At 73.9% G+C, this 23,620-nt stretch carries 19 protein-coding genes and 1 pseudogene; 6 read left to right on the forward strand and 14 right to left on the reverse strand.

Annotation, left to right across the window (positions count from 1 at the left end; genetic code table 11):
* Positions 1-152 precede the first annotated feature (152 nt).
* Positions 153-1,979, reverse strand: coding sequence for a phosphoenolpyruvate carboxykinase (GTP) (locus ACGF0D_RS36590; RefSeq protein WP_392873780.1), 1,827 nt, complete (start codon positions 1,977-1,979; stop codon positions 153-155).
* Between the two features lie 284 nt (positions 1,980-2,263).
* On the opposite strand from ACGF0D_RS36590, the gene ACGF0D_RS36595 reads away from it, so the two are divergent.
* Positions 2,264-2,938: a hemolysin III family protein gene (locus ACGF0D_RS36595; protein ID WP_392923840.1), complete on the forward strand. Its 675-nt coding sequence runs from the start codon at positions 2,264-2,266 to the stop codon at positions 2,936-2,938.
* On the opposite strand, the gene ACGF0D_RS36600 is transcribed toward ACGF0D_RS36595, so the two are convergent.
* From ACGF0D_RS36600 to ACGF0D_RS36610, 3 genes are all read right to left on the reverse strand, one after another.
* On the reverse strand, positions 2,909-3,568 hold the full coding sequence (locus tag ACGF0D_RS36600) for a hypothetical protein (protein WP_392873786.1): 660 nt from the start codon (positions 3,566-3,568) through the stop codon (positions 2,909-2,911). The genes ACGF0D_RS36595 and ACGF0D_RS36600 overlap by 30 nt on opposite strands.
* Positions 3,569-3,988: 420 nt before the next feature.
* A complete protein-coding gene (locus ACGF0D_RS36605) occupies positions 3,989-4,876 on the reverse strand; it encodes a hypothetical protein (protein ID WP_392923843.1) in 888 nt (295 codons plus the stop codon).
* 8 nt (positions 4,877-4,884) lie between these two features.
* On the reverse strand, positions 4,885-5,571 hold the full coding sequence (locus tag ACGF0D_RS36610; protein ID WP_392873791.1) for a papain-like cysteine protease family protein: 687 nt from the start codon (positions 5,569-5,571) through the stop codon (positions 4,885-4,887).
* A gap of 306 nt (positions 5,572-5,877) precedes the next feature.
* Between ACGF0D_RS36610 and ACGF0D_RS36615 the strand changes: the two genes are divergently transcribed.
* On the forward strand, positions 5,878-6,810 hold the full coding sequence (locus tag ACGF0D_RS36615; RefSeq protein ID WP_392923894.1) for a hypothetical protein: 933 nt from the start codon (positions 5,878-5,880) through the stop codon (positions 6,808-6,810).
* Between the two features lie 27 nt (positions 6,811-6,837).
* Here ACGF0D_RS36615 and ACGF0D_RS36620 read toward each other — a convergent pair whose 3' ends face one another.
* The 3 genes from ACGF0D_RS36620 to ACGF0D_RS36630 form a co-directional block, all read right to left on the reverse strand.
* A complete protein-coding gene (locus ACGF0D_RS36620) occupies positions 6,838-7,698 on the reverse strand; it encodes a GNAT family N-acetyltransferase (protein WP_392873794.1) in 861 nt (286 codons plus the stop codon).
* A gap of 44 nt (positions 7,699-7,742) precedes the next feature.
* On the reverse strand, positions 7,743-9,782 hold the full coding sequence (locus tag ACGF0D_RS36625) for a thioredoxin domain-containing protein (protein ID WP_392923846.1): 2,040 nt from the start codon (positions 9,780-9,782) through the stop codon (positions 7,743-7,745).
* Positions 9,783-9,913: 131 nt separating this feature from the next.
* On the reverse strand, positions 9,914-11,524 hold the full coding sequence (locus ACGF0D_RS36630; protein WP_392923849.1) for an AMP-binding protein: 1,611 nt from the start codon (positions 11,522-11,524) through the stop codon (positions 9,914-9,916).
* 180 nt (positions 11,525-11,704) lie between these two features.
* On the opposite strand from ACGF0D_RS36630, the gene ACGF0D_RS36635 reads away from it, so the two are divergent.
* From ACGF0D_RS36635 to ACGF0D_RS36645, 3 genes are read left to right on the forward strand one after another with little or no spacing between them, the layout of a single operon-like run.
* The gene (locus ACGF0D_RS36635) at positions 11,705-12,169 is read left to right on the forward strand and encodes an acyl-CoA thioesterase (RefSeq protein WP_392923852.1); all 465 of its coding nucleotides are present in this window, start codon (positions 11,705-11,707) and stop codon (positions 12,167-12,169) included.
* Complete coding sequence (locus ACGF0D_RS36640; RefSeq protein WP_392873804.1) at positions 12,166-13,728, forward strand: class I adenylate-forming enzyme family protein; 1,563 nt, start codon at positions 12,166-12,168, stop codon at positions 13,726-13,728. Before ACGF0D_RS36635 ends, ACGF0D_RS36640 begins: the two co-directional genes overlap by 4 nt.
* 1 nt (position 13,729) lies before the next feature.
* Entirely contained in the window at positions 13,730-14,947 is a 1,218-nt protein-coding gene (locus tag ACGF0D_RS36645; RefSeq protein WP_392923855.1) for an MFS transporter, read from the forward strand.
* 50 nt (positions 14,948-14,997) lie between these two features.
* Here the strand turns inward: ACGF0D_RS36645 and ACGF0D_RS36650 are convergent, their stop codons facing one another.
* A complete protein-coding gene (locus ACGF0D_RS36650; RefSeq protein ID WP_392923858.1) occupies positions 14,998-16,158 on the reverse strand; it encodes a LuxR C-terminal-related transcriptional regulator in 1,161 nt (386 codons plus the stop codon).
* Positions 16,159-16,178: 20 nt separating this feature from the next.
* On the opposite strand from ACGF0D_RS36650, the gene ACGF0D_RS36655 reads away from it, so the two are divergent.
* Positions 16,179-16,940 carry a hypothetical protein gene (locus ACGF0D_RS36655; protein ID WP_392923861.1) on the forward strand — a complete coding sequence of 254 codons (762 nt, stop codon included), beginning with the start codon at positions 16,179-16,181 and terminating at the stop codon, positions 16,938-16,940.
* Between the two features lie 15 nt (positions 16,941-16,955).
* Here the strand turns inward: ACGF0D_RS36655 and ACGF0D_RS36660 are convergent, their stop codons facing one another.
* The 6 genes and pseudogenes from ACGF0D_RS36660 to ACGF0D_RS36685 form a co-directional block, all read right to left on the reverse strand.
* Positions 16,956-17,129 (reverse strand): hypothetical protein, encoded by a 174-nt coding sequence (locus ACGF0D_RS36660; protein WP_392873816.1) that lies wholly within the window; start codon positions 17,127-17,129, stop codon positions 16,956-16,958.
* A gap of 14 nt (positions 17,130-17,143) precedes the next feature.
* A pseudogene (locus ACGF0D_RS36665) lies at positions 17,144-17,221 on the reverse strand (DUF255 domain-containing protein); the annotation flags it as partial.
* A gap of 40 nt (positions 17,222-17,261) precedes the next feature.
* On the reverse strand, positions 17,262-18,074 hold the full coding sequence (locus tag ACGF0D_RS36670; protein ID WP_392923863.1) for an ABC transporter ATP-binding protein: 813 nt from the start codon (positions 18,072-18,074) through the stop codon (positions 17,262-17,264).
* Positions 18,071-20,215, reverse strand: a complete 2,145-nt coding sequence (locus ACGF0D_RS36675) for a prolyl oligopeptidase family serine peptidase (RefSeq protein WP_392923865.1) — start codon at positions 20,213-20,215, stop codon at positions 18,071-18,073. The genes ACGF0D_RS36670 and ACGF0D_RS36675 overlap by 4 nt, the downstream gene beginning before the upstream one ends.
* The gene (locus tag ACGF0D_RS36680) at positions 20,208-21,470 is read right to left on the reverse strand and encodes an MFS transporter (protein WP_392873824.1); all 1,263 of its coding nucleotides are present in this window, start codon (positions 21,468-21,470) and stop codon (positions 20,208-20,210) included. Before ACGF0D_RS36680 ends, ACGF0D_RS36675 begins: the two co-directional genes overlap by 8 nt.
* Entirely contained in the window at positions 21,467-23,413 is a 1,947-nt protein-coding gene (locus tag ACGF0D_RS36685) for an FtsX-like permease family protein (protein WP_392873827.1), read from the reverse strand. Before ACGF0D_RS36685 ends, ACGF0D_RS36680 begins: the two co-directional genes overlap by 4 nt.
* Between the last annotated feature and the right edge of the window lie 207 nt (positions 23,414-23,620).

The following is a 23,620-nucleotide window of genomic DNA, read 5'->3' on the forward strand; positions in this document are numbered from 1 at the left end:
CCCGCCACTAAAACACGCGGCGCGGGCGGGCGCCCGCGGCGGGGCGGGGGGGGGGGGGCCCCGGCCGGGGCGCCCCCCCCCCGCCCCGGCGGCGGGGGGGGGGGGGGGGGCCGGGCCCCCCCCCCCGCCTCTCTCGCGGCTGAGGCTCAGGCTCAGCCGAGACGCGCGACGAGGTTCCGGTACTCGTCCCACAGCTCCTTCGGGGTGTGGTCGCCGAAGGTCTCCAGGTGGGCCGGCACGAGGGCGGCCTCCTGGCGCCAGATGTCGGCGTCCACGGTGAAGAGCAGGTCGAGGTCCTCCTTGGACAGGTCCAGGTCGCCGAGGTCGAAGCCCTCGACGGTCGGCAGCACGCCGATCGGGGTCTCGACGCCCTCGCCGGTGCCCTCCAGGCGCTCGACGATCCACTTGAGCACGCGGCTGTTCTCGCCGTAGCCGGGCCAGACGAACTTGCCCTCGGCGTCCTTGCGGAACCAGTTGACGTAGTAGATCTTCGGCAGCTTGGCGGCGTCGGCCTGGGCGCCGACCTTCAGCCAGTGGGCGAAGTAGTCACCCATGTTGTAGCCGCAGAACGGCAGCATCGCGAACGGGTCGCGGCGCAGTTCGCCGACGGTGCCCTCGGCGGCGGCGGTCTTCTCGGAGGCGATGTTGGCGCCGAGGAAGACGCCGTGCTGCCAGTCGAAGGACTCGGTCACCAGCGGGACGGCGGTCGCGCGGCGGCCACCGAACAGGATCGCCGAGATCGGCACGCCCGCCTGGTCCTCCCACTCCGGGGCGATCGTCGGGCACTGCGCGGCCGGGACGGCGAAGCGGGCGTTCGGGTGGGCGGCCGGGGTGCCGGACTCGGGGGTCCAGTCGTTGCCGCGCCAGTCGGTCAGGTGCGCCGGGGGCTCCTCGGTGAGGCCCTCCCACCACACGTCACCGTCGTCGGTGAGGGCGACGTTGGTGAAGACGGTGTTGCCCCAGAGGGTGTCGATGGCGTTGGCGTTGGTGTCCACGCCGGTGCCGGGGGCGACGCCGAAGAAGCCGGCCTCGGGGTTGATGGCGTACAGGCGGCCGTCGGCGCCGAAGCGCATCCAGGCGATGTCGTCGCCGATCGTCTCGACCTTCCAGCCCGGGACCGTCGGCTGGAGCATGGCCAGGTTGGTCTTGCCGCAGGCCGAGGGGAAGGCGGCCGCGACGTACTTGGCCTCGCCGCTGGGCGGGGTGAGCTTCAGGATGAGCATGTGCTCGGCCAGCCAGCCCTCGTCGCGGGCCATGGTCGAGGCGATGCGCAGCGCGTAGCACTTCTTGCCGAGCAGGGCGTTGCCGCCGTAGCCCGAGCCGAAGGACCAGATCTCCTTGGTCTCCGGGAAGTGCGAGATGTACTTGGTGGTGTTGCACGGCCACGGCACGTCCGCCTGGCCCTCGGCCAGCGGGGCGCCGACGGTGTGCGCGGCCCGGACGAAGTCGCCGTCCTCGCCGAGCTGGTCCAGCACGGCCTGACCCATGCGGGTCATCACGCGCATGGAGACGGCGACGTAGGCGGAGTCGGTGATCTCGACGCCGTACGCGGCCAGCGGGGAGCCGACCGGGCCCATCGAGAAGGGCACGACGTACATCGTGCGGCCCTTCATCGCGCCGCGGAAGAGGCCCTGCTCGCCCTGGAACAGCTCCCGCATCTCGGCGGGGGCCTTCCAGTTGTTGGTCGGTCCGGCGTCCTTCTCCTGCTCGGAGCAAATGAAGGTGCGGTCCTCCACGCGCGCCACGTCCGTGGGGTCCGAGGCGGCGTAGTAGGAGTTGGGGCGCTTCTCCTCGTTGAGCTTCTTGAAGGTGCCCTGAGCCACCAGCAGGTCCGCGAGGCGCTGGTACTCCTCGTCGGAACCGTCGCACCACTCGATGCGGTCCGGCTGGGTGAGCTCGGCGATCTCGCTCACCCAAGCGAGCAGCTGCTTGTGGCGGGTGGGCGCGGATGCGCTGAGAGCAGAGATCTCGTACGACACGATCGCTCCGTTTCACGCCATCTCGGCGAGGAGATGGCGTCGCGGGGGTCTGAGGGTGCTTGCAGCGTAGCTCCGGACCCACGGCCGGAACGCGGCGAAGCGTCGAAATTGACGCATCTTTTACTACAGCCAGTATGATTACTGATGAGTAACATGCCAACCGAACGCCCGACGGAGTGCGCGGCGCCACACTCCAATTACTCCAAAACGTCCAACAGTGATGATCGCCACTTCCTACGCGTCAGTAACCTACGGATCCGTAGGTAACGGGTAGCATGCTGCGCATGACTGCTGCTGCGCTCGCGGAGAGTGCACTCACGGAGAGCAAGCCGAAGTGGCGCGGCTGGCTGCACGCCGGGATGTTCCCCGCCACGGTGGCCGCCGGGATCGTGCTGATCTGCCTGGCCGACTCCACGCCCGCCAAGATCGCCTGCGCGATCTACTCGGTCAGTGCCTGGCTGCTGTTCGGGGTCAGCGCGGTGTACCACCGCTTCGACTGGGGACCGCGCGGGGACGCCGTGCTGCGCCGGCTGGACCACGCGAACATCTTCCTGATCATCGCCGGCACCTACACGCCGTTCACGATGCTGCTGCTCGAGGGCGCCGCCCAGCAGCTGCTGCTCTGGGCGGTCTGGGGTGGCGCGCTGGCCGGGATCGCGTTCCGGGTGTTCTGGGTCGGCGCGCCGCGCTGGCTGTACACGCCGGTGTACCTCGCGCTGGGCTGGGCCGCCGCCTTCTTCCTGCCGGACTTCCTGCGCACCGGCGGCGTCGCCGTCCTGGTGCTGATGATCGTCGGCGGGGTGCTCTACAGCATCGGCGGCGTGGTGTACGGGCTCAAGCGGCCCAACCCCTCACCGCGCTGGTTCGGGTTCCACGAGGTGTTCCACGCCTTCACCCTGGGCGCGTTCATCGTCCAGTACGTCGGCGTCTCACTGGTGGCGTACAGCGCGGCCGGCTGAACCCGGCGCACCCCGACGGGCGGTCGAACGGTCCACGGACCGGCCGGCCGCCCGTTCCGCCGTCCAGGGCCGCTCGTACGGGGCCCGGATCTGCGGACGGCGCGAGTAGGCCGGGTGGTCGGCGCCACCGGGCTCCGACTGCGGGCCCCCGTCCTGCAGCAGCCCGTGCGCGTGGTGCAGCTCGCCGTGCGCGCCGTGCGACTCCCCGTGCGCGCGGTGGAGCTCGCCGTGCGACTCCCGGGAGGGCTCGGGCGATGGCCGGTGCGGCTCGCCCGGCGCGCCGGGCGGGGTCGGGAACGTCGCGGCCCCGGAGCGCCGGACCGCGCCGGCCGAACGGGCCCGCGCCTCCCGGGCGTCCAGCGCCTCACGGGCCCGGCGGCAGCGCTCGCAGTGCGCGGCGTCCGGGGTGCCGCGGCGCGGGCGGTGCCGGACCGGGGCCGACCCGCCGTGCAGGGCGCGCCAGCGGCGGGCGACGTAGACCATGAGCAACACGGTCTCGATCCCGGCGACCGCCAGGACCAGCGGGGCGCCGTTGATCAGATAGGCCGCGACCACGGCCAACGCCGATCCCACCACCACCGCCGAGCCCCACACCTGGGCGCTCATCTGCTTGTCGTCCGCGTCAGCCACCTTGGTCCCCTTTCCCGGTGCCGGGCTCGTGGTCGGCTCCCGCCGCCCCACCTCTTCTCCGCTCTCGGCACGCGTCGGCCAGCACTGACCGATTGCCACATGGTATCTACCGTCAGTCATGGCCGACTGCCCAGGGGCGGCGAACGACAGATCAACGTTGCGTCAATTCCTTGTGTGGAAGCAGCACTTCCAGGACACATCACGGAGCGTGGCCGGGCCGTGCCGCGCCGCCCGGTCCGACGGCGGGAGCCGGGGCCGCCCAAGGCCTCCCCGGAAACGCCGGACCCGGCCCTCGACCGCTGGGTCGAGAGCCGGGTCCGACACTGCCGCTGTTCTCTTACGCGCGCACGTCCGACGTGTGTGTACGGCATGGACGGCGGGCGGCGGGGCCCGGCCCGACCGACCGGGCCCCGCCTGCCGTCAGCCGCGCCGGACGGCCGTCCTCCGCCGCAGCACGGCGCCCGCGCCCACCAGCGCGGTGGCCCCCAGGGCAGCGAGCGCCGTCACGGCCGGTAGCGGCGAACCGCCGCCCGCGGCCTCCGCCACAGGCTGCGACACCGCCTCGGGCTGAGCCGCGGTGTCCGCCTCGTAGCCACCGCCCCTGCCCGTCCGGTCGTACGCCGAGCCGGGCAGCTTGTCCCCGTACCGCTGGTGCACGAGCTGCTGGTACGCGGCCAGCGTGACCCCGCCCGCGCCCACCGAGCGCAGGGCCTCGTCGTCCAGCGGCAGCACCCGGCCGTCGCGCAGCACGTACCAGGCGTTGACCTGCGGCTCGCGGAAGGCGGTGCCGCCGCCGCTGCCCGCCGCCTTCGCCGCGTAGTCGCTCTCGTCACCGCCCGAGGCGATGTTGACCACCTTCCAGGCCCCGCCCTGCCGGACGGTCCAGACCGAGGCGCTCTGCCCGTCCGCCGCGACCACCTTGCTGGCGGTGAACTCGGCCTTCGCCACCGGTGCGCCCGGGGTGCCGGCCACGAAACCGGGGTCCAGGAGGTACACCGGCACGGTGTCGCCGGCCAGCCGCGGCGCGGCCGCGCTCGCCGCCCGGGCCTCCTCGGCCGCGCCGATGGTCAGCTGCCGGGTCGGCGGGACGCCCTTGCGGGCGAAGAAGTGGCCGACCTTGTCGAGGACGGCCGGGTCCTGGACCGCGCTGCGGGCCTGTGCCAGCTCGGCGGCGGGCACCGGGGCCGGGGCGGACGGGGAGTCCGCGTACGCGGCCGGGGCGAGCGCCGACGCGAGGCCGGCGGTGAGCAGGGCGGCGACGACGGTGACGGTGGTGGCGGCCCGACGGCGGCCCGTGGTCTCGGTCATGGTCGCCCTCACGCGCCGATCCGGTACAGGGAGTGGGTCCACGAGAACGTGTCGTTGTTCACGTAGTACCAGTAGTCCGCCCAGTTGTAGCGGTAGTTGGAGGGCCACGGGTCGCCCCAGTAGACCCAGTTGTTCCCGGTGTCGTAGCCGTACAGGACGTGCATGTGGCCGCCGCCCGAGCTCCACTGGATGCGCGTCTCGATCGGGCGGTTGGCGTTCACCTCGGACTGCACGGTGCCGTAGTTCAGGTACCCGTTGACGTACGAGCCCGGGTTGATGCCGACCCAGTTCAGCCCGTTCTGCACATCGGCCAGCGTGGCCTGGCTGTTGGGGCAGGAGGAGTTGGCGGCCCGGCCGAACGCGGCGTTGCAGAACTGGTTCTGGCTGTAGTTGTAGCCGAACCAGGTGGCGATGGTGTTCCCGCTCGCCGCCCAGCACCAGTTGGTCTGCTGTTGCTGCTGCATGGTGATGTTGAGCTTCTTGTAGGTGCCGGCCAGGTCGGCCGTGCTGCCGGGCGCGGCGGCCTGGCGGACCTGGTGGGCGGCCCGGTCCTGGTGCGCGGCCGGAGCGGCGATCGCGGATGCGGCGGGGGCGGCGATCGCGGGTGCGGCCACCGCGGCGGTGAGCGCCGGGCCCAGCACGCCGAGGGCGAGCACGGAGACCGCGCGGCGCAGCCGTATTCGTGGAACTGGCATGGGGGAAGTGCCTCCTTGCACGAGTGGAGCGAGGTGCCGTGTGGGGGCGCGGTCCGGATCGCGCCCCGAGCATCGCCTCTCGCCAGGTACGGGTCAACGGCTCCCGGTGGGGCCAGGACCGAGGTGTGAACGGACGGGCACGGATGTGAACGGCGCCCGCGAAACCCCCGCGCAGCAGGCCAGGACCGGTGACAAACCTCCGCACCGATGTGAATATTCACGGTCAAAAGCCGGTCCGTCCCGAACCGTTCCCCGAGCCGCCCCCGAACCGTCCCCGAGCCGGACCCCCGCCCCCAGGAGGCCGCCATCCACAAGAGCGACCCAGCCGACCTCGCCGCCGCCCTGCGCACCGGCCCCTTCCACCTCGCCCTGCGCACCGCGATCTCCACCCGGGGCCTCGCCCTGCACCGCGTCCGCCGCCACCTCGCGCTGCGCGGCGTCAACGTCGGCCTCACCAGCCTCAGTTACTGGCAGCAGGGGCGCCGCCGACCGGAACGCGCCGAGTCACTGCGCGCCGTCGCCGCCCTGGAGGACGTCCTCGACCTGCCCGAACACTCCCTCACCCGGCTGCTCGGCCCCCGCCGCGCTGCCGACCCCGCCCCGACCGGCCCGCCCGTCCGCCCCTACCGCGACCTCATCTCCCCCGCGGTGGCCGTCGACGGCCTGCTCGCCACCCTCGCCGGCCCGCGCGACACCGGGCTGCACACCATCACCCACATCGAACGCATCCGGGTCGGCCCAGACCGCCAGCTCGCCCGCCGCGACTCCCAGCACGCCCTGCGCGCCCACCGCGACGGCATCGACCGCTACCTCGCCCTCTACCAGGGCGACCCGGGCAGCGACATCACCCGCGTCGGTGTCCGCGCCGAGGAGAACTGCCGCCCCGGCCGCATCCGCCGCGACCAGGCCCACCACCTGCTCGCCGCCGAACTCCTCCTCGACCGCCGCCTGCGCGCCGGCGACACCCACCTGCTCGGCTACGGCTTCGACGACGCCCCCTCCCCCGAGCCCAGCTGCGAGTACGTCCGCGGCTTCAACGCCGGCGCCGGCCAGTACGTCCTCCAGGTCACCTTCCACCCCGCCGCCCTCCCCGTCCGCTGCCACCGCTTCGCCCTCCACTCCCCCGGCGCCGCCCCGTACGAGACCGAGGAGCTCACCCTCGACGGCCACCACTGCGTCCACCTGGTCGCGACGGCGCTGCGGCCGTGCCTGCTGGGGATCCGCTGGGACTGGGAGTGAGCGGAGCCGGTCGGTGCGACCGCCCCCTCACCCCCGGTCGAAGTCCACGATCAGGGAGTCCTCCACCGGCACGTAGCCGATCTGCCGGTAGATGGAGTTGCTGGTCGGGTTGGCGAGGTTCGTGTAGAGCAGGACCTCGGTGGCGCCGTGGGCGAGGAGATGGGCCGAGGCCGCGGCGGTCACGGCGGTGCCGTAGCCGCGGCCGCGGCTCGCGGCGGGGGTGTAGACCGGGCCGATGCGGGACATGCCGACGAGGATCGGACTCCTGCCGGCCAGGGCGACCGGGCGGCCGCCGTCCTCCCACAGGTGCAGGCAGCGGTTCGCGATCCGCGCGTCCACCGCCCGTGGCACGTCGGGGAGTTCGAGCTCGGCCTCGACCAGGAACTCCTCGTACCAGCGGATCGCCAGCTCGCGGTCGGCCGGGCCGGCCAGCCGGTGGCGGCCCGCCGGCGGGCGCGGCGGGTCGGCCAACTCCCCGAGCCGGTAGAGCCGTTCGTCGAAGCGGACGGACTGCCGGGTGCCGGTGGCGGCCGTCCAGGCCTCGGCGAAGGCGCGGACCGCCTCGACTCCCCCGCCGACGCCGGTCACCGTGGTGAACCCGGGCCCGGCGGCGGCCAGTTCGACCGCCAGCTCGGCGGCCGCGGCCGGGGGCATGAAGGAGAGCCGGGGGTCGAACGGCGGCGTCCGGAGGAAGGCGCCCGCGACCGGGCCGCCCTCCTCGGCCCGCCACCAGCCGAAGACCGGCGGCTCGCCGAACACCGTCAGGCCGGCCTCGGCGAGCCGGTGGGCGATGGTGAGCAGGACGGTGTTCTCGGCGGGGCGGGCGGCCAGGAAGGCGCCCGCCCGGTCGCGAAACTCGTCGAGGGAGGTGCTGAGGGTCCAGGTCATGGCCCATGGTGGGCCAGGCCGGGACCGGTGCGCCAACGTTTTGCCTACTCGACCGCCGTGCCCAGCTTCTCGGCCAGCGCCGCCGGATCGGTGGTCGGGGCGTCGCAGGCGAAGTGCCGGCAGACGTAGGCCGCGGGTGCCCCGCCGATCAGCGGCCGGTCGGCCAGCAGCGGCACCTCGGACTCCCCCGGCGCGCCGACCGCGACCACCGCCCCCGGCGCCGTCCCGAGCAGCGCGGTCCGCCGCAGCGCCGCGGTGGCCGGATCGCCGTCCGGGCCGATCACGGCGACCTCGCGCGGCCCGTCGAGCAGCGCCTCGGCGACGGCGAGGCCCCAGCCGATGAACCGCGGTGCCCGGCCGGCGAGCGCGCCGACCACGCCGAGGGCCCGCTCGGCGGCCGTGCGGTGCCGGTCGGAGCCGGTGTACGCGGCGTAGGTGAGCAGCGCGCCGGTGGCGGCCGTCCAGCCGGACGGGGTGGCGTTGTCGGTCGGGTCCTGCGGGCGGCGGATCAGCTCCTCGGCGTCGTCGGCGGTGTCGTAGAGCGCACCGGAGGCCTCGTCGGTGAAGTGCTTGAGCACGGTGTCGAGCAGGCCGCCCGCGAGCTGGAGCCAGGAGGCCTCGCCGGTGACGGCGTACAGCGCGAGGAAGCCCTCGGCGGTGTCCGCGTAGTCCTCCAGCACACCGGCGTTGGCGCCGGGCCGACCGTCCCGGGAGGTGCGCAGCAGCCGGCCTTCGGGGGTGAGGTGGACGGCGAGCAGCAGGTCGGCGGCGCGTTCGGCGGCATCGACCAGGTCGGGGCGGTCCAGCAGCGCGCCGGTCTCGGCGAGCGCGGCGATGGCCAGGCCGTTCCAGGCGGCGACCACCTTGTCGTCCCGGGCCGGGGCGGGCCGGGCCGTCCGGGCCTCGGCCATCCGGGCCCGGATCGTCTCGTACTCGGCGAAGCCCTCAGGGTCGGCGAGGAGTTGGAGCACCGAGGTGCCGTGCTCGAAGGTGCCCTCAGCGGTGACGGTGAACAGCCGGGCGGCGGTGGCCGCGTCGGCGGGGCCCAGCAGGTCGACCAACTGGCCGGGTTCCCACGCATAGTACGCGCCCTCGGCGGACTGCCCGGTCTCCTCGTCCAGGCTGTCGGCGTCCAGCGCGGAGGCGAACGCACCCTCGGGCGTGCGGAGTTCGCGCAGCAGGAAGTCCGCCGTGGACAGCGCGACCCGGCGGGCGAGGCCCGATCCGGTGGCCCGCCACAGGTGCAGGTAGGCGCGCAGCAGCAGCGCGTTGTCGTACAGCATCTTCTCGAAGTGCGGCACCACCCAGCCGGCGTCCACCGCGTACCGGGCGAAGCCGCCGCCGAGCTGGTCGTGGATGCCGCCGCGGGCCATCGCCTCGCCGGTACGGACGGCCATCTCCAGCGCCGCCTCCGAGCCGGTCCTGGCGTGGTGGCGCAGCAGGAACTCCAGCACCATGGCCGGCGGGAACTTGGGCGCGCCGCCGAAGCCGCCGCGGTTCTGGTCGAAGTCCCGGCTGAGGGTCACCAGCGCCTGGTGCAGGTCGGCCTCGCCGGGCGGGTGGTGGGCGCCGGTCGAGTAGACGGCGGCCCGCTCGGCCAGGTCGGCCCGGATCCGTCCGGCGACCTCGCCGACCTCCTGCCGCCGGTCCCGCCAGGCGGCGTCCACGCCCTCCAGCACCTGCCGGAAGGACGGCATGCCGTGCCGGGGCTGCGGCGGGAAGTAGGTGCCGAAGTAGAACGGCTCCTTGTCGGGGGTGAGGAACACCGTCATCGGCCACCCGCCCTGCCCGGTCGCGGCCTGCACCGCCTCCATGTACACGGCGTCGACGTCGGGCCGCTCCTCCCGGTCCACCTTGACCGCGACGAACCGCTCGTTGAGGTACTCGGCGAGCCCGGCGTCCTCGAAGCTCTCGTGTGCCATCACATGACACCAGTGACAAGCCGCGTAGCCGACGCTCAGCAGCACCGGCACGCCGCGCCGCCGCGCCTCGTCGAAGGCCGCCTGCTCCCAGGGCCACCAGTCGACCGGATTGTCGGCGTGCTGAAGCAGATACGGCGAGGTCACACCAGCCAACCGGTTCATGCGACCCAGCCTCTCACAGCGCCCCGAGCCCGACGGCGGAACCCACGCGTGTCCGTCCGCTCGGCCGCTGTCCGCTCATGTGCCATCACCCGGTGGACGGGGATCGCCCCGGTCGGGCTCCCCCGTGCGGCTCACTTCCGCAGGGCGCTGCGCAGGAGCTTTCCGGTGTTGCCGCGCGGCAGGTCGGCGGTGAACTCGATCGCGCGCGGGTACTTGTACGGCGCGATGTCGCTCTTGACGAAGGACTGCAGTGCGGCGACGAGTTCCTCTCCCGGCTGGTGGTCGGCCGCGAGCACCACGTACGCCTTGACGATCTCGCCGCGCCCCGGGTCCGGCGCGCCCACCACCGCGCACTCCGCGACCGCCGGGTGCCGCAACAGCGAGTTCTCCACCTCGGGCGCGGCGATGTTGTAGCCCGAGCTGACGATCATGTCGTCGGAGCGCGCCTGGAACCAGAAGTAGCCGTCGGCGTCCTTGATGAAGACGTCACCGGTGAGCGTCCATCCGTCCCGCACCTGAACTCGCTGGCGAGGGTCCGCCAGGTAGCGGCAGCCGGTCGGGCCCTTCACCTGCAGCAGGCCCGGCACTCCGTCCGGCACCTCGGCCCCGCTCTCGTCCACGACCCGCGCGCGGAAGCCCGGGACCGCCCGGCCGGTGGCGCCTGGCCGGATGTCCTCGCCGGCGGCCGAGATGAACACGTGCAGCATCTCGGTGGAGCCGATGCCGTCGACCAGCCGCAGCCCGGTGGCCCGCTCGAAGGCCTGCCAGGTCGCGAGCGGGAGCGTCTCGCCGGCCGAGACGCACAGCCGCAGGCTGGCCAGATCGTAGTCGTCCAGCGTGTCCAGGACCCGGCGGTAGGCCGTGGGCGAGGTGAACAGCACGTTCACCCGGTGCCGGGCCACCGCCCGGAACAGCTTGTCCGGCGTGGTCTCCTCCAGCAGCAGACTGGCCGCGCCCACACGCAGCGGGAAGATCAGCAGACCGCCGAGCCCGTAGGTGAAGCCCAGCGGCGGGCTGCCGGCGAACAGGTCGGTCGGCTCGGGCCGGAGCACCCGGGCGGAGAAGGTGTCCGCGATGGCCAGCACGTCCCGGTGGAAGTGCACGGTGGCCTTCGGCACACCGCTGGTACCCGAGGTGAAGGCGATCAGCGCCACGTCGTCGGCGGCCGTCGGCACGGCCGGGAACACGCCCGTACGGGCCTTGGCCTGCCGCCCGAGCTCGCCGCCGTCGTGCACGTCGTACCGGACCACGGTCAGGTCGTCCCCGGCCGCGAGCTCCAGTTCCTCGGTGAACCGCTCGTCGCACAGCGCGAACCGCACCTCGGCCTTGGCGATCACCTCGCGCAGCTCGACGGCGCGCAGCAGGGCCATGGTGGTGACGGCGACGGCGCCCATCCTCATCACGGCCAGCCAGCAGATCGCCAGCCACGGCGAGTTGGGTCCGCGCAGCAGCACCCGGTCGCCCGGCCGCAGGCCGTGGCCGTGCACCAGCTCCTCGGCCGTCCGGTTGACCAGCTCGGCGACCTGTTCGTAGGACCACACCGTGCCCGCCTGGTCCAACAGGCAGGGCCGGTCCCCGCCGAACCGGTCGATCGCCCCGTCGAGCAGCTCCGCCGCGCAGTTGAGCCGCTGCGGGTAACGCAGCTCGGGCAGGTCGACGAGGATCTCGGGCCACTCCTCGACCGGCGGAAGACGGTCGCGGGCGAAGGTGTCGACGTGCGCGGATGGGATCGATGCGTCCATGGCTCCTCCGGAGACTTGACGATCCACCCTCGGGTCCGGGAACGATCAGACATTCGATTCGACCGCTTCCTGCCAGCGGCACGGGCGAGGAATGGCAACTTCCTGCCAGCCGCGAGCCTGGTCGCCGGGAGCCGGGTGAGAGTGGCAGCGAAGATCGAGCTCGGAGGAGGAGACGCGGTCATGCAGCCGGCCAGTCAAGAACCGGAAGGCCGGCGGTTCCGGCTGGAACGCCGGATCTTCTTCCACCATTGCGACCCCGCCGGCATCGTCTTCTACCCGCAGTACCTGGTACTGCTGAACGAGGCCCAGGAGGCCTGGTTCAGCGGCTGCCTCGGCGTCGACTACGCCGCCCTGTTCACCAAGCGTCTGCTCGGCGTGCCGACCGTCCGGCTGGAGTGCGACTTCATCGCACCCAGCCGCCTCGGCGACAGCCTGACGCTGGAGCTCGCGGTGGAGCGGATCGGCACCAAGTCGCTCACCATCGGCTACGAGTACCGCGGCACCGAGGCCGGCGAGGTGCGTGCGCGGTTCAAGACGGTCCTGGTGTTCACCTCCCTGGAGACGCACCGGGCCGTTCCCATTCCTGACGACATCCAGGCCGGCCTGCGGCACTGGCTCACGACGAGGGGCGACAGCGAAGAATGAGCAGTGGTCTGCTTGACGACCCCCGACTCGGGGCCGGGAACCTGTTCCGTCTGGCCGCGGCCGCGACCAGAGGCGCCGCGCAGAGCCGGATCGAACTGGACGTGCCGTACCTGACGCTCGGCGGCGAGCAGGTGCACGGGTTCACCCTGAACGCGCTGGACGAACTGACCGACCGGGTGGCGGCCGGCTTCCACCACGACGGCATCCGGGCCAAGGATCCGGTGGCCGTCTTCCTCGACGAGAGCGTGCGGTACCTGATCCACTACATCGCGCTGAACAAGCTCGGAGCGATCCCGGTCTTCCTGAACAGCTCGCTGGATCCGGAGACCGCCCGCGCCTTCATCCAGCGGGTCGGCGCCGTGGCCGTGGTCTCGGACCCCGAGCGGCTGGCCAAGGACGCGCTGGACCTGCCGTACTACGAGGCGGACCCGTACTCGCCGGACCAGGTCACGTACTTCCAGCACACCGAGAACGACCCGGTGCTGATCGCCCACACCTCCGGCACCACCGGCGTGCCGAAGGCCGTGCAGTTCAACCACTTCGGCTTCTTCTTCGGCATCAGGCAGCAGGCCGACGCGGACCTCGGCGAGCGCATCCTGTCCGTGCTGCCGCAGAGCCACGCCTCGGCGATCTCGGTGCTGATGTCCGGTGTGCTGCGCGGCCTGGACGTCATGCTCGCCACCGAGCGCTCCCCGAAGCGGCTGGTCGAGCGGTTCGCCGCCTTCCGCCCGCAGTTGGTGGTCGGATTCCCCAAGGTCTTCGTCGACCTCTGCCGGCTGGACCCGGACCCGGCGGACTTCGCCTCCATCTCGTACTGGATGTGCACCGGCGACGCCAACCACGAGCAGCACATCCGCAAACTGGTCGCGCTCGGCAACCACACCGACCGCTCGGGGCAGCGGCAGCCCGGGTCCCTGTTCATCGACAACTTCGGCTCGTCCGAGTTCGGTTTCGCCATGTTCCGCCAGGTGCACACGCCGACCAGCGACCGCTACGGCCGCTGCATAGGCCGCCCGTTCGCCTGGATAGACGCCCAGGTCTTCGACGACCAGGACGAACCGCTGGGCCCGTTCGCGGTCGGCCGGCTCGGCCTCAAGTCGCCGACGGTGACGGCCGGTTACTGGAACAACTCGCTGCTCAGCGAGAAGAACCGGGTGCGCGGCTACTGGCTCACCGGTGACTTCGCCTTCCGCGACGAGGACGGCCGCTTCTACCACGTCGACCGCACCACGGACGCCATCACCACCAGCCGTGGCACGGTCTACAGCACCCAGACCGAGGAGCTGATCCTGCGCAACTTCCCCGGGCTGCAGGACTGTTCGCTGGTGAAGTCGGAGGACACCGGGGAGCTGGTGCTGGCCGTCGAACTCGCCGACCCGGCCGCCGACCTGGACGGGCTGTTGACGCGGATCAACAAGACCCTGACCGCCGCCGCCCTGCTGCCGGCCGACCGGATTCTCGCCAAGGGGAGCGAGGAGTTCACCGGCGTGACCGGCAAGGCCCTCAAGCGGGCGATGCGCCGGTCCTACGCCGCCGACGGAGCTCACGGACAAGCCTGACATGGCGGTCGAGAAGGCCCTGCAGTCGGGTCCGGGAACCCCCGCGGGCGTCCCGGACCCCAGCCGACGGCCCCGGGCCGCCTGGGTCGTGGCCTGGCTGATGTGCACCCTGATCGCGGGCGCCACCGTGCCCACCCCGGTCTATCCGCTCTACGCGCACGAGCTCGGGCTCACCCCGCTGCTGGTGACGGCGGTGTTCTCCACCTACGCGCTGGGCACGCTCTGCACGCTGCTGCTGTTCGGCGGCCTGTCGGACCGGATCGGGCGCCGCCCGATCCTGCTGGCAGCCCTCTGCCTGGGCCTGCTCAGCTGCGCCCTGTTCGCCGTCTCGCCCACCCTGCCCGGCATCCTGGGCGGGCGGCTGCTGTGCGGCTTCGCCGTGGGCCTGTCCTCCGGCGCGGCGACGGCCTACCTCGGCGAACTGCTGGCCGACCGGCGCAAGGCGGCCCTGGTGGCCTCGGCGACCAACATGGCGGGCCTCGGCATCGGACCGATGCTCTCCGGCGTCCTCGTCCAGTACGGCCCCGGCCCGATGCTCCTTCCGTACCTGGCGCTGGCCGCCCTGCTCCTGCCCGGGTTCACCGTGCTCGCACTGCCGGAGACCGTCGTCCGCGCCGCCGGCCCGGTCCCCCTCCGCCCGCAGCGCCTGCGCATCCCGGCCGAACACCGGTCGGCGTTCGCCTACTCCGCGCTCGCCGCGCTCGGCCCGTTCGCGACCCTCGGCCTGTTCGCCGCCCTGGCCGGCACCTTCCTCCGGGACGGCCTGCACATCACCAACCACCTGATGGTCGGCGTCGCCCCCGGCACCGCCTTCACGGCGGCCGCGCTGGCCCAGGTCTGGGGCAGCAGGGTCGCACCCCGGACGGGCGTCATCGCCGGCATGGCCGTCCTCCCGGCCGGGCTGGTGTCGGTCGTCGCGGCGATCCCGGCCGTCTCGCTGACGCTCTTCCTGGTCGGGGCGGCGGTCTCCGGCGGGGCCGCCGGATTCGCCTTCCGCTCCGGTCTGGCCCTGCTCTCCGCCAACGCCCGACCCGACCAGGCCGGCCAACTGGTCTCCGGCTACTTCACCTCGGCCTACCTCGGGCTGTCCCTGCCAGTGGTCGGCACCGGCCTCCTGCTCGGCGCCACCACCCTGCTCGACACCGCCGCCGTCTTCACCGCCGCGGTGACGGCCATCGCCCTGCTCTGCATCGTCCCGGTCGCCCGCGCCCGCGGCTGACGGGGCGCCGGACCGGCTGCCGGGCGGGCAGGTCCCACCCGGAACACTCGTCAGTGGATCTCGCGGTCCTGCAGCTGGTGCAGGAGGTAGCCGGCGTGCAGCCGGTTCTTCGCGCCGAGCCGCCGCATGATCTCGGAGATGTGGCGCTGGCAGGTGCGCATGGAGATCCCGAGGCGGCGGGCGATCGCGCGATCGTCGACGCCGTCCACCAGCAGGCTGATGATCATCGCCTTGGTGTCGTCCGACGCTATCTCCACCATGCTGCGGTCATAGCCGGGGGACAGCGGCAGCGCGCTCGACCAGGCGAACTCGAAGGCCGCGTACATGAAGTCGACCACGCTCGGATCGCGTACCACCGCCACGCTCAGCGGATCGTCGCGCAGCTCGATCAGCGCGACCGTCCGATCGAAGATCATCAGGCGCACGAAGTCGTTGCTGGTGGTCCGCACCTCCGCGCCCTGGCCGGTCACGTGCTCGACGAAGGTCAGCGTGGGCTGACTGTGCCTGGCGGGGTGCTGGTAGAGCGTGCGCAGCTTGACGCCGCGCGCCAGGAGTTCATCGGCGCGCTCCAGCGACTCCGCCAGGGCCTCCTGGTCCCGGGCTCCGCCGGGCTGGGAGGCGACCACCTCGCGCCGGCTCGCCGCCGCGAGTTCGGCTATCACGCCACGCGCGGCGCCGACACCCAGCACGGGCTCGATCGGCGACGACCGGGCACCACGGAGCACCTTCTCCTGGTAGGCGGCCACCAGGCCGGTGTAGGTGGACCAGAGCCGGTCGGCCTCCCGCTGCCGCCGCGCCAGATCCTGCAGCACCGGTGCCAGCATCCGGATGCGGGCGGCTTCCGGGGGCACCGCCACCAGCCGACCGGCGTCGGCGGCACCGGCCCGCAGCAGCTTCAGCCTGAGCAATTCCGCTACCGCCCCGTCGACCTGACTGTCGGTCAGGTTCAGATCGAGCCCCGCCTCGGCGGGGGTCGGCGGAGAGGACTGCCGGAGCGTGAAGTCGTAGAGGATTTCGGCGGATTCGCCGAGCGGCGCACGAGCCGCGCCCGGAAGTTCCCGATTTAACACGTGCCATCCCCCTGGCGGATATGTGCAGGCCGAAAGAAGATAGCCCAGGCGGATGGGAAATGGTGCCTGTGGCTGGGCATGCTGGAGTGGTTGCGGTTGATCACGAACCGACGGCGAGATGACCCGGACGAGCTCGGCCATACGGACCCGCGGAGAGGCACTTGACCAGCATCGGGCAGTCGTTCGAGAACCTCGGCTCTCCCACCCTGCCGGCGCTGCGCGACCTGGCACTGCAGGTGGCGGAGATGGCCGGCCGGCTCTCCGGAGGTGTGGCGTACGGCCTCCGCCCCGACGCGGCCGCCGAGGACGCCCGCTCGGTCGCCGCGCGCCTGATCCAGCAGTGCAGCCACCGCGTGGTCAGAGCCCAGACCAGCTACGCCGACGGGCCGCACGAGTTCAACGACCCGCTCCTGGACCGGCTGCACACCCAACTCCTGGCCCGGGGAGGTGAGGTCAGGATGCTCGTCACCGGCACGCTGCTCCAGGACGAGGAGGCCCTGGCCAAACTGACCGAACTCGCCACCGCCGGAGCGCAGATCCGGGTCTCCCCCTGCGGGCTGCCCACCGCCGTGATCACCGACGGCCTGGTCGGCCTGCTGGCCTCGGAGCGCAACGCGCCACTCACCGTGATCTCCGGTCGGGAGGCCGTCCAAGCCATCTCCCTCCTCCATGACGCCGTCTGGACCCAGTCCACCGGCCTCGTGCCCGCCCACCGGGGCTGGACGGCCGACGAATGCTCCGTGCGCGTCCTGCAGGCGATCAGCCAGGGCTACACCGACGAGCGGGCCGCCCGGGAGCTGGGCCTGTCGGTGCGCACCTACCGTCGGCACGTGGCAGCCCTGCTCGCCCAGCTCGACGCGGGCTCCCGATTCCAGGCCGGCGTACGGGCGGCCCAACTCGGCCTGATCGGCGCGGCGGCCTGACCGGGGCCGCGCGCCTCACCCCGGCTTCCGCCGGAAGGCCACCATCCGCCCCTCGCCCGGCGGCACGCCGACCCGGTACTCGTGCGCGATCCCCAGCACGCGCTGCGACCACAGCGGTCGCAGCTTGCCCATGATGCTCCAGCCCTCCAGCAAATGGCGCGCAGCCTCGTCCCGCTCGTCGTACATCACATAGGCCTCCGGCCCCAGCGCCGCCAGTCCACGGGGTTGTCGGCGTGCTGGAGCAGGTACGGCGGGGTCGCGTCCGCGAGACGATTCGGCATGCCCCCGTCCTCGCGCATCCGGCGGCCGGAGCGCGGCAGGTCAGGCCGGGCCGGACCAGTAGCTGATCCCGAGGTTGGTGTCGAAGGTGCGCATCCGGCCGAGCACCTGGTCGGGGGTCGGGCGGAGGAGTTCGTCGACGATGCGGCCGTCCGCGAGGAAGACGACGCGGTCGGCGTAGGAGGCCGCCACCGGGTCGTGGGTGACCATCACGACGGTCTGGCCGAGTTCCCGGACACACCGGCGCAGCAGGGCGAGGATCTCGGCGGCGGAGCGGGAGTCCAGGTTGCCGGTCGGTTCGTCGGCGAAGACGATCCGGGGCCGGCCGGCCAGTGCCCGGACGCAGGCGACGCGCTGCTGCTGGCCGCCCGAGAGCTGGGCCGGGCGGTGGTCGAGCCGGCCACCGAGGCCGGCCGCCTCGACCAGGGTGCGCAGCCACTGCCGGTCAGGGGTGCGGCCGGCCAGGGTCAGCGGCAGGGTGATGTTCTCGGAGACCGTCAGGGTGGGGATCAGGTGGAAGGCCTGGAAGACGAAGCCCACGTGGTCGCGGCGGAGCCTGGTCAGCTGACCGTCGCTGAGCCGGGTGAGGTCCACGTCGCCGATCCGGGCCGCGCCCGAGGTGCAGGACTCCAGACCGGCGAGGCACTGGAGCAGGGTGGACTTGCCCGAGCCGGACGGGCCCATGATCGCCGCGAACTCCCCCTCCCGGAAGGACACCGAGACCTGTTCCAACGCCACCACCCGGGCATTGCCCGACCCGTGCACCTTGGTCAGGTCGACGGCCGACGCGGCAGCCGGGGCGTGGTTCGCGACGGGGCGGGGCGGGCCTCCGGGGAGGGGCGGGCGTGCGGTCATCGGTGGTGCTCTCCTCGGCTGGGCACGGGCGTGGATCGGGGGTGGGTTCGGGGATGAGGGCAGGGCGGACCGGCGGGCTCGGTGGGCGGCTCGGTGGGCGGCCGCAGGCCGGTGCCGGCGCCCAGCAGGGCGAGGGACCGGACCGCGAGCTCCCGTCCGGCGGCGGCCGGGCGCCCCTGGTGGCCGCCGCTGTCGTGGTGGTCGAGCAGGACCGGCGCGGCCCCGCTGCCGGCCTGGCCGAGCGCCGCGCAGAGCTTCCAGGCGTGCCAGGGCGGCACCCGCGCGTCGTTCGCCCCGGTGGCGAAGAGCACCGCCGGGTACGCCGTCCCGGGCACCACCCGGTGGTACGGGGAGTAGTCGAGCAGGGCCCGCAGCGCCTGCGGGTCGGCCGGATCGCCGTACTCCTCGGCCCAGAGTCGGCCGAGGCCGCCGACCTGGTAGCGGGCCAGATCGGTGAGCGGGGCCGCGCACACCGCGGCGGCCAGCAGCCCGGGTTCCCGGGTCAGTGCGGCGGCGACCACCAGCGCCCCGTTGCTGGCGGCCAGCGCGCCCAGCCCGTCGGCCGGGGCCTCGCCGCGCTCGACCAGCATCGCGGCGGCGGCCCGGAAGTCGTCCACGGTGGTGCTCTTGCCGGGGCCGCGGCCGGCGGCCGCCCAGGCGGGGCCGAGCTCGCCGCCGCCGCGCGCGTGCACCCAGGCGATCCGGCCCCCGGCCCGCAGCCAGGCCTCCAGGGCCGGATCCCAGCTGGGCTCCAGGGGGATGCCGAAGCCCCCGTAGACGGTGAGCAGGGTGGGTACGGGGCCGCCGCCCTGCGGCCCGGGGTCGCAGACCGTCACCGGGACGGGCGTACCGTCCCGGCCGACGGCGGTGAGCGTGCGCAGCGCGGCGCGGCGCTCGGGCGGCTCCACCGGGCCGGAGCCGTCCAGGCTCCAGGTCCAGGTGCCGTACCGGGGGTCGTCGGCGAGCAGCCAGACCGACCCGCCGACCCGCCCGTGGCGGTCGTACGGGGTGGCGCCGAGGCGCAGCCGGGCGGGCCAGTGCAGTGCGGTGGCGCCGTCCGCCGTCCCGTCCGAGGCTCCGCCAGCCGGTCCGTCCGCCGCCCAGCCCGGCCGGTGCACGTCGAGCCGGTGGGTGGTCCCGAGCCGGCGGAGCAGCGCCAGGCCGGGCGTCGGGCCGGGGCCGAGCACCCGCAGGGTGGTGACCGGGCCCGCGACCGGACCGCCGCCGGACGGTGCGCCGGCGGCGGGCAGGGCGACGGCGGGCAACACGGCAGCGGGCTGCGCGACGGCAGCGGGCCGACGGGTGGCCCCCCGGGCGACCGCGTCCAGGTCCAACGCCAGCAGTTCCTCCGCGGCGAGGAGGCAGACGGTCTCGTTCAGGTCCAGCGCGGTGACCCGCCGGCCGTCGAGGTCGAGCGGCTGCCAGTCGGGCACCGTCCGGCCGGTCCACCGGGTGGCCCACCAGCGCACCGGGCCGGACGGCTGCGGGCGGGTACGCAGCAGCAGGTGCCCGCCGGGGCCGCCGTGGAGGGTGAGCCGGACCGGGCCGGGCACCGGCAGGGCGAGCCGGCGGGCCGGGCCGTCGGCCGGCCGGCGGGCCACCAGGGTGTGCTCGGTGCGGGTGCCGGCCGTGTACACCAGCGCCTCGCCGGTGAAGGCGAGGGTTGCGTACGGGGCCGCGTCGGGCAGGTGGCGGGGCCGGCCGCCCTGGTGGGTGGGCAGCAGGTGCAGGCCGCCGTTCTCCGCACCATCCCGGTGCAGCTGGACGGCGACGAACCCGCCGTGCGGCTCGGGCTGCCAGCCGGCGATCCGGTCGCCGCGACCGATGACGCCCTCGGTCGGCGTCCGACGGGTGCCGTCGGGGTGCCGGACGGTCAGGAAGTCGCCGTCCGGGCCGCGTTCGTGGCGGAAGAGCAGGCCACCGGCCTGGGCGGGCGGGGTGGGCGTCCGGTCGGGCGCCTCCCGTTCCACCCTGTCGAGCAGTGCGGCCCAGGCGGGCTCGTCGGATCGCTGCGGGCGGGCGGCCAGCAGGCGCCGCTGCTCGGCCAGCCAGGCTCGGGTGCGCGGGGCGTCCGCGTCCTCCAGCCAGCGGTACGGGTCCGCCGGTGCGAGCTGCGCCGCCCCGTGGTCGATGTCAGCCACGCAGGGCCTCCGCAGGGTCGTCGTTCCGTCGTTCCGCGGCACACCCGGCCCCGGTCGGCCCGGCGGTGGGCCGACCCGCGGTGGCGGCCAGTCCGACGGCTGCGAGGACCACCACGACCACCGCCGCGCCGGCCACCGTGCCGGTCACACCGAACGCGTGGGCGCACAGGCCCGCGAGGGTCGGCCCGGCGGGCGCGACCAGCTGGGCGAGGAAGCCGATGCCGCTGTGCACCCGGCCCTGCAGGCCCGGCGGGGTCACCTCCATCTGGGTGACCGCGATCAGCACGGTGACCACCGGTCCGGCGGCCGCGGCGAGGGCGAGCGGCAGGACCGCCACCCAGTGCCCCTGGGCCGCGGTGAAGCCGGGCAGGGCGAGCGCGACCACGGCGGTGCCGAGGGCGATGCCCCGGGACGGCGGGAGCCGCCGGGCCAGGGCCGGCGCGAGCAGCGATCCGGCCAGCCCGCCGGTGCCCAGGGCCGCGGTCAGCACCCCGATGTTCACGGCGCCCCCGCCCGAGGCGACCACCACGATCAGCAGGCCGTTGAACACCAGGTTGAGCACGGCCGCGTTGACCACCGCGTACCGCAGGAAGGGCACCCGCCAGATGAACCGGACGCCCTCGGCCAGCGCGGCCCGGACTCCGGGCTCCGCCGACCCGGCCGCGGGGCGCTCCCGCAGCCCCTTGGGCAGCAGTGCCACGCAGCAGACGGCCGCCAGGTAGCTGCCGGCGTCGACGGCGAACACCCAGGACGGGTGGACGGCCAGCAGTGCGCCGCCGGCCAGCGGGCCGGCCGTCGCCGCGACGGCCGCCCGACTCTGCAACAGGCTGACCGCGCGGGGCAGTTGACCGGGCCGCACGAAGGAGCGCACCACGACGTTCTCGACGGGCGCCAGGGTGCTGCCCACCGCACCCAGCAGCAGGGCGGCGACCAGCACCGCCCACAGCGGCGGCATGCCGCCGACGGCCGACAGGGCCAGCCCGGCCAGTACGAGCGCGCCGGCCGCATTGCCGAGCAGCAGCATCGTCCGCCGCTCGCGGCGGTCGGCGAGGACGCCGGCCGGGAGCCGGGCAAGCAGCACCCCTACGGAGAGCGCCGTGCCGGCCAGGCCGGCCTGCCGGACGTCGCCGCCGGCCCGCAGCGCGACCACCGGGAGGGCGACCACCGAGGCGGCGGTGCCCAGGGCCGAGGCGGACTCGCCGCCGTAGAGCAGCCAGAACGGCCGCCCCAGCCTCCCGGCGGCCGCCCCGCTCACGCCGACCCCGTCGCGAACTGGCTCCGGATGCCGCGCAGCGGACGGGCCGCCAGTGCCGCCGGGACGGCCGTGGCGACCAGCACCCCGAGCAGCACGCCGACCGTCCACGGCACGTCCAGGGCGGGCAGCCCCTGGCCGACCGCCCGGGCCAGCGGCACCAGGCAGATCCCGGCCGTCACCACCGCCAGCACCGTCCCGACCAGTGCCGAGGCCAGCACCTCGTACACCACGCAGCGCAGCAGCTGGCCCCGGCCGAGGCCGAGGGCCCGTAGGTGGGCGCGCTGGGAGCGGCGGTCCCGCTGGGCGATGGCGCAGGTGTTGGCGACGGCGAGCAGCGCGTACCCGGCCACCACGGAGACGATCAGCCGGGAGGCCAGGTCGTCCTGGACGCTGCGCGGCCGCAGGTGGTCCAGGTAGTCGGCCCGTGCGGCGATCCGCTCGCCGGGCCCGGGCTCCCAGCCGCCCGGATCGCCGCCGAGCAGCACCAGGTCGGCGTGCGGGGCCGGGGTGTGGGCGAGGGCGAGGTCCGCGGGGAGGACGTACGAGGGGAAGGCGAGGTCCCGTTGGTAGACGGCGACGAGCCGCAGCTGCGCCTCCTGCCCGTCGGCGAGCCCGAAGGTGACGCTCTGGCCGAGCTGCCAACCCTGCGAGGCCACCGCGGTGGTGCCGGCGGCGAACGTGCCGGGCACCAACTCGTCCAGTCTGCCCTGCTGTTCGCCGAGGTCCAGGACGCTCCGCAGGGCCGTTCCGTCGACGCCCCAGGCGCGGGTGGGCCGGGGCTTGTCGTCGTAGAAGTCGGGCGGCGGTGTCACCTCGGTGGCGATCGGCGCGACGGCGGTGCCGCCGGGCAGGCCGGCCGGGCGGGCGGGCAGCCGGCTGCCCGGCTCGGCCGTCACCACCGCGTCGGCCCGCAGCGCCTGTGCGGTCTGCTGCTGCACGGCGGCGCCCATCGTCGCCCCCGAGCCGAGCAGGCAGACCACGATGCCGACGGCCAGCAGGACGGGCACCGCGATCGCGGACGTCCGGGCGGGCGCGGCCCGCAGCCCGGCGGCGGCGATCCGGCCGGCCTTCCGGTCCACCAGCTGCAGCAGGGCGCAGCAGGGGCCGATGAGCAGCGGCACGAACCACGGCGCGAGCACTGCGAGGGTGGGGATGACGGACATGGCCAGCCCCGTCACCAGGGCGCCCTGGAGCACCGGCGGCATGTCCATCGCGACCGTCAGGACCACCAGCGGCCCGCAGAGCATGATGACCATGGCGATGCCCGCCACCAGCCGGCCGGGGTTGCGGCGGGGCGGGGCCAGCGCCAGTGACTGGTCCTTGAGCAGGTCGATCGGCTGGACCCGGCCGGCCGCCAGCACGCTGGCCAGCGCGGCCAGCACCGCGACCGCGCAGGTGCCGAGGCAGGCGCCGACCGCGATCGCCCAGATCTGCCCGGCGGGGGGCAGGTCGACCGCGGCGGGGAACAGCTCGCGCTCGATCAGCATCCGTCGCCCGAAACCGGCCGCGGGAACCGTCCCGGCCGCCGCCGCGACGGCGGAGGGGGCCAGGGCGACCAGCGCGACGTCCGCGACGACCAGGGCCCGCAGCCGGCCGGCCGTCACCCCGAGGGCGCGCAGCACGGCGAACTGCCCGAGCCGCTGGTTGGTCCAGAGCGCGACCGTCGAGCCCGTCACCAGCACCGCGGACATCAGCAGCAGTGTCAGCAGCAGACCCAGCAGGTTCTGGGTGTCGGCGGCCGCCGCGGCGGCCGCCGAGCCCGCCGGGTAGGACCGGCCGCTGACCGCCGCGAGCAGCACCAGGCAGGCGCCGACCCCGGTGGCGGTGAGCGCGCAGGCCACCGCGACACCTATGACGCGCCCCGGGTACGCCCGTACCTCGGCGACGCACAGTCGCAGTCCGCCGAGCGGTCCACTCGGACGGGTAGTCGGTTCCGATGCCACGGCCACGGTTATCTCACCCCAAAACGGTAAATAGGATGCAGAGTTGGGGAAGGCCGCATGTCCCGCGGCCTTCCCCTTCTCCTGTCACCCGGTACTGCAGGACCTCGAAGGTCAGCAGCTGAACACGCTGTACGAGCTGAACGGGGCGTCGACGACGATCTCCTCGTCGAGCTCCTGAAGCGCCAGGACGTCGGCCATCACGGTCAC

It is taken from the genome of Kitasatospora sp. NPDC048298, from assembly GCF_043201465.1.
Lineage (GTDB): Bacteria > Actinomycetota > Actinomycetes > Streptomycetales > Streptomycetaceae > Kitasatospora.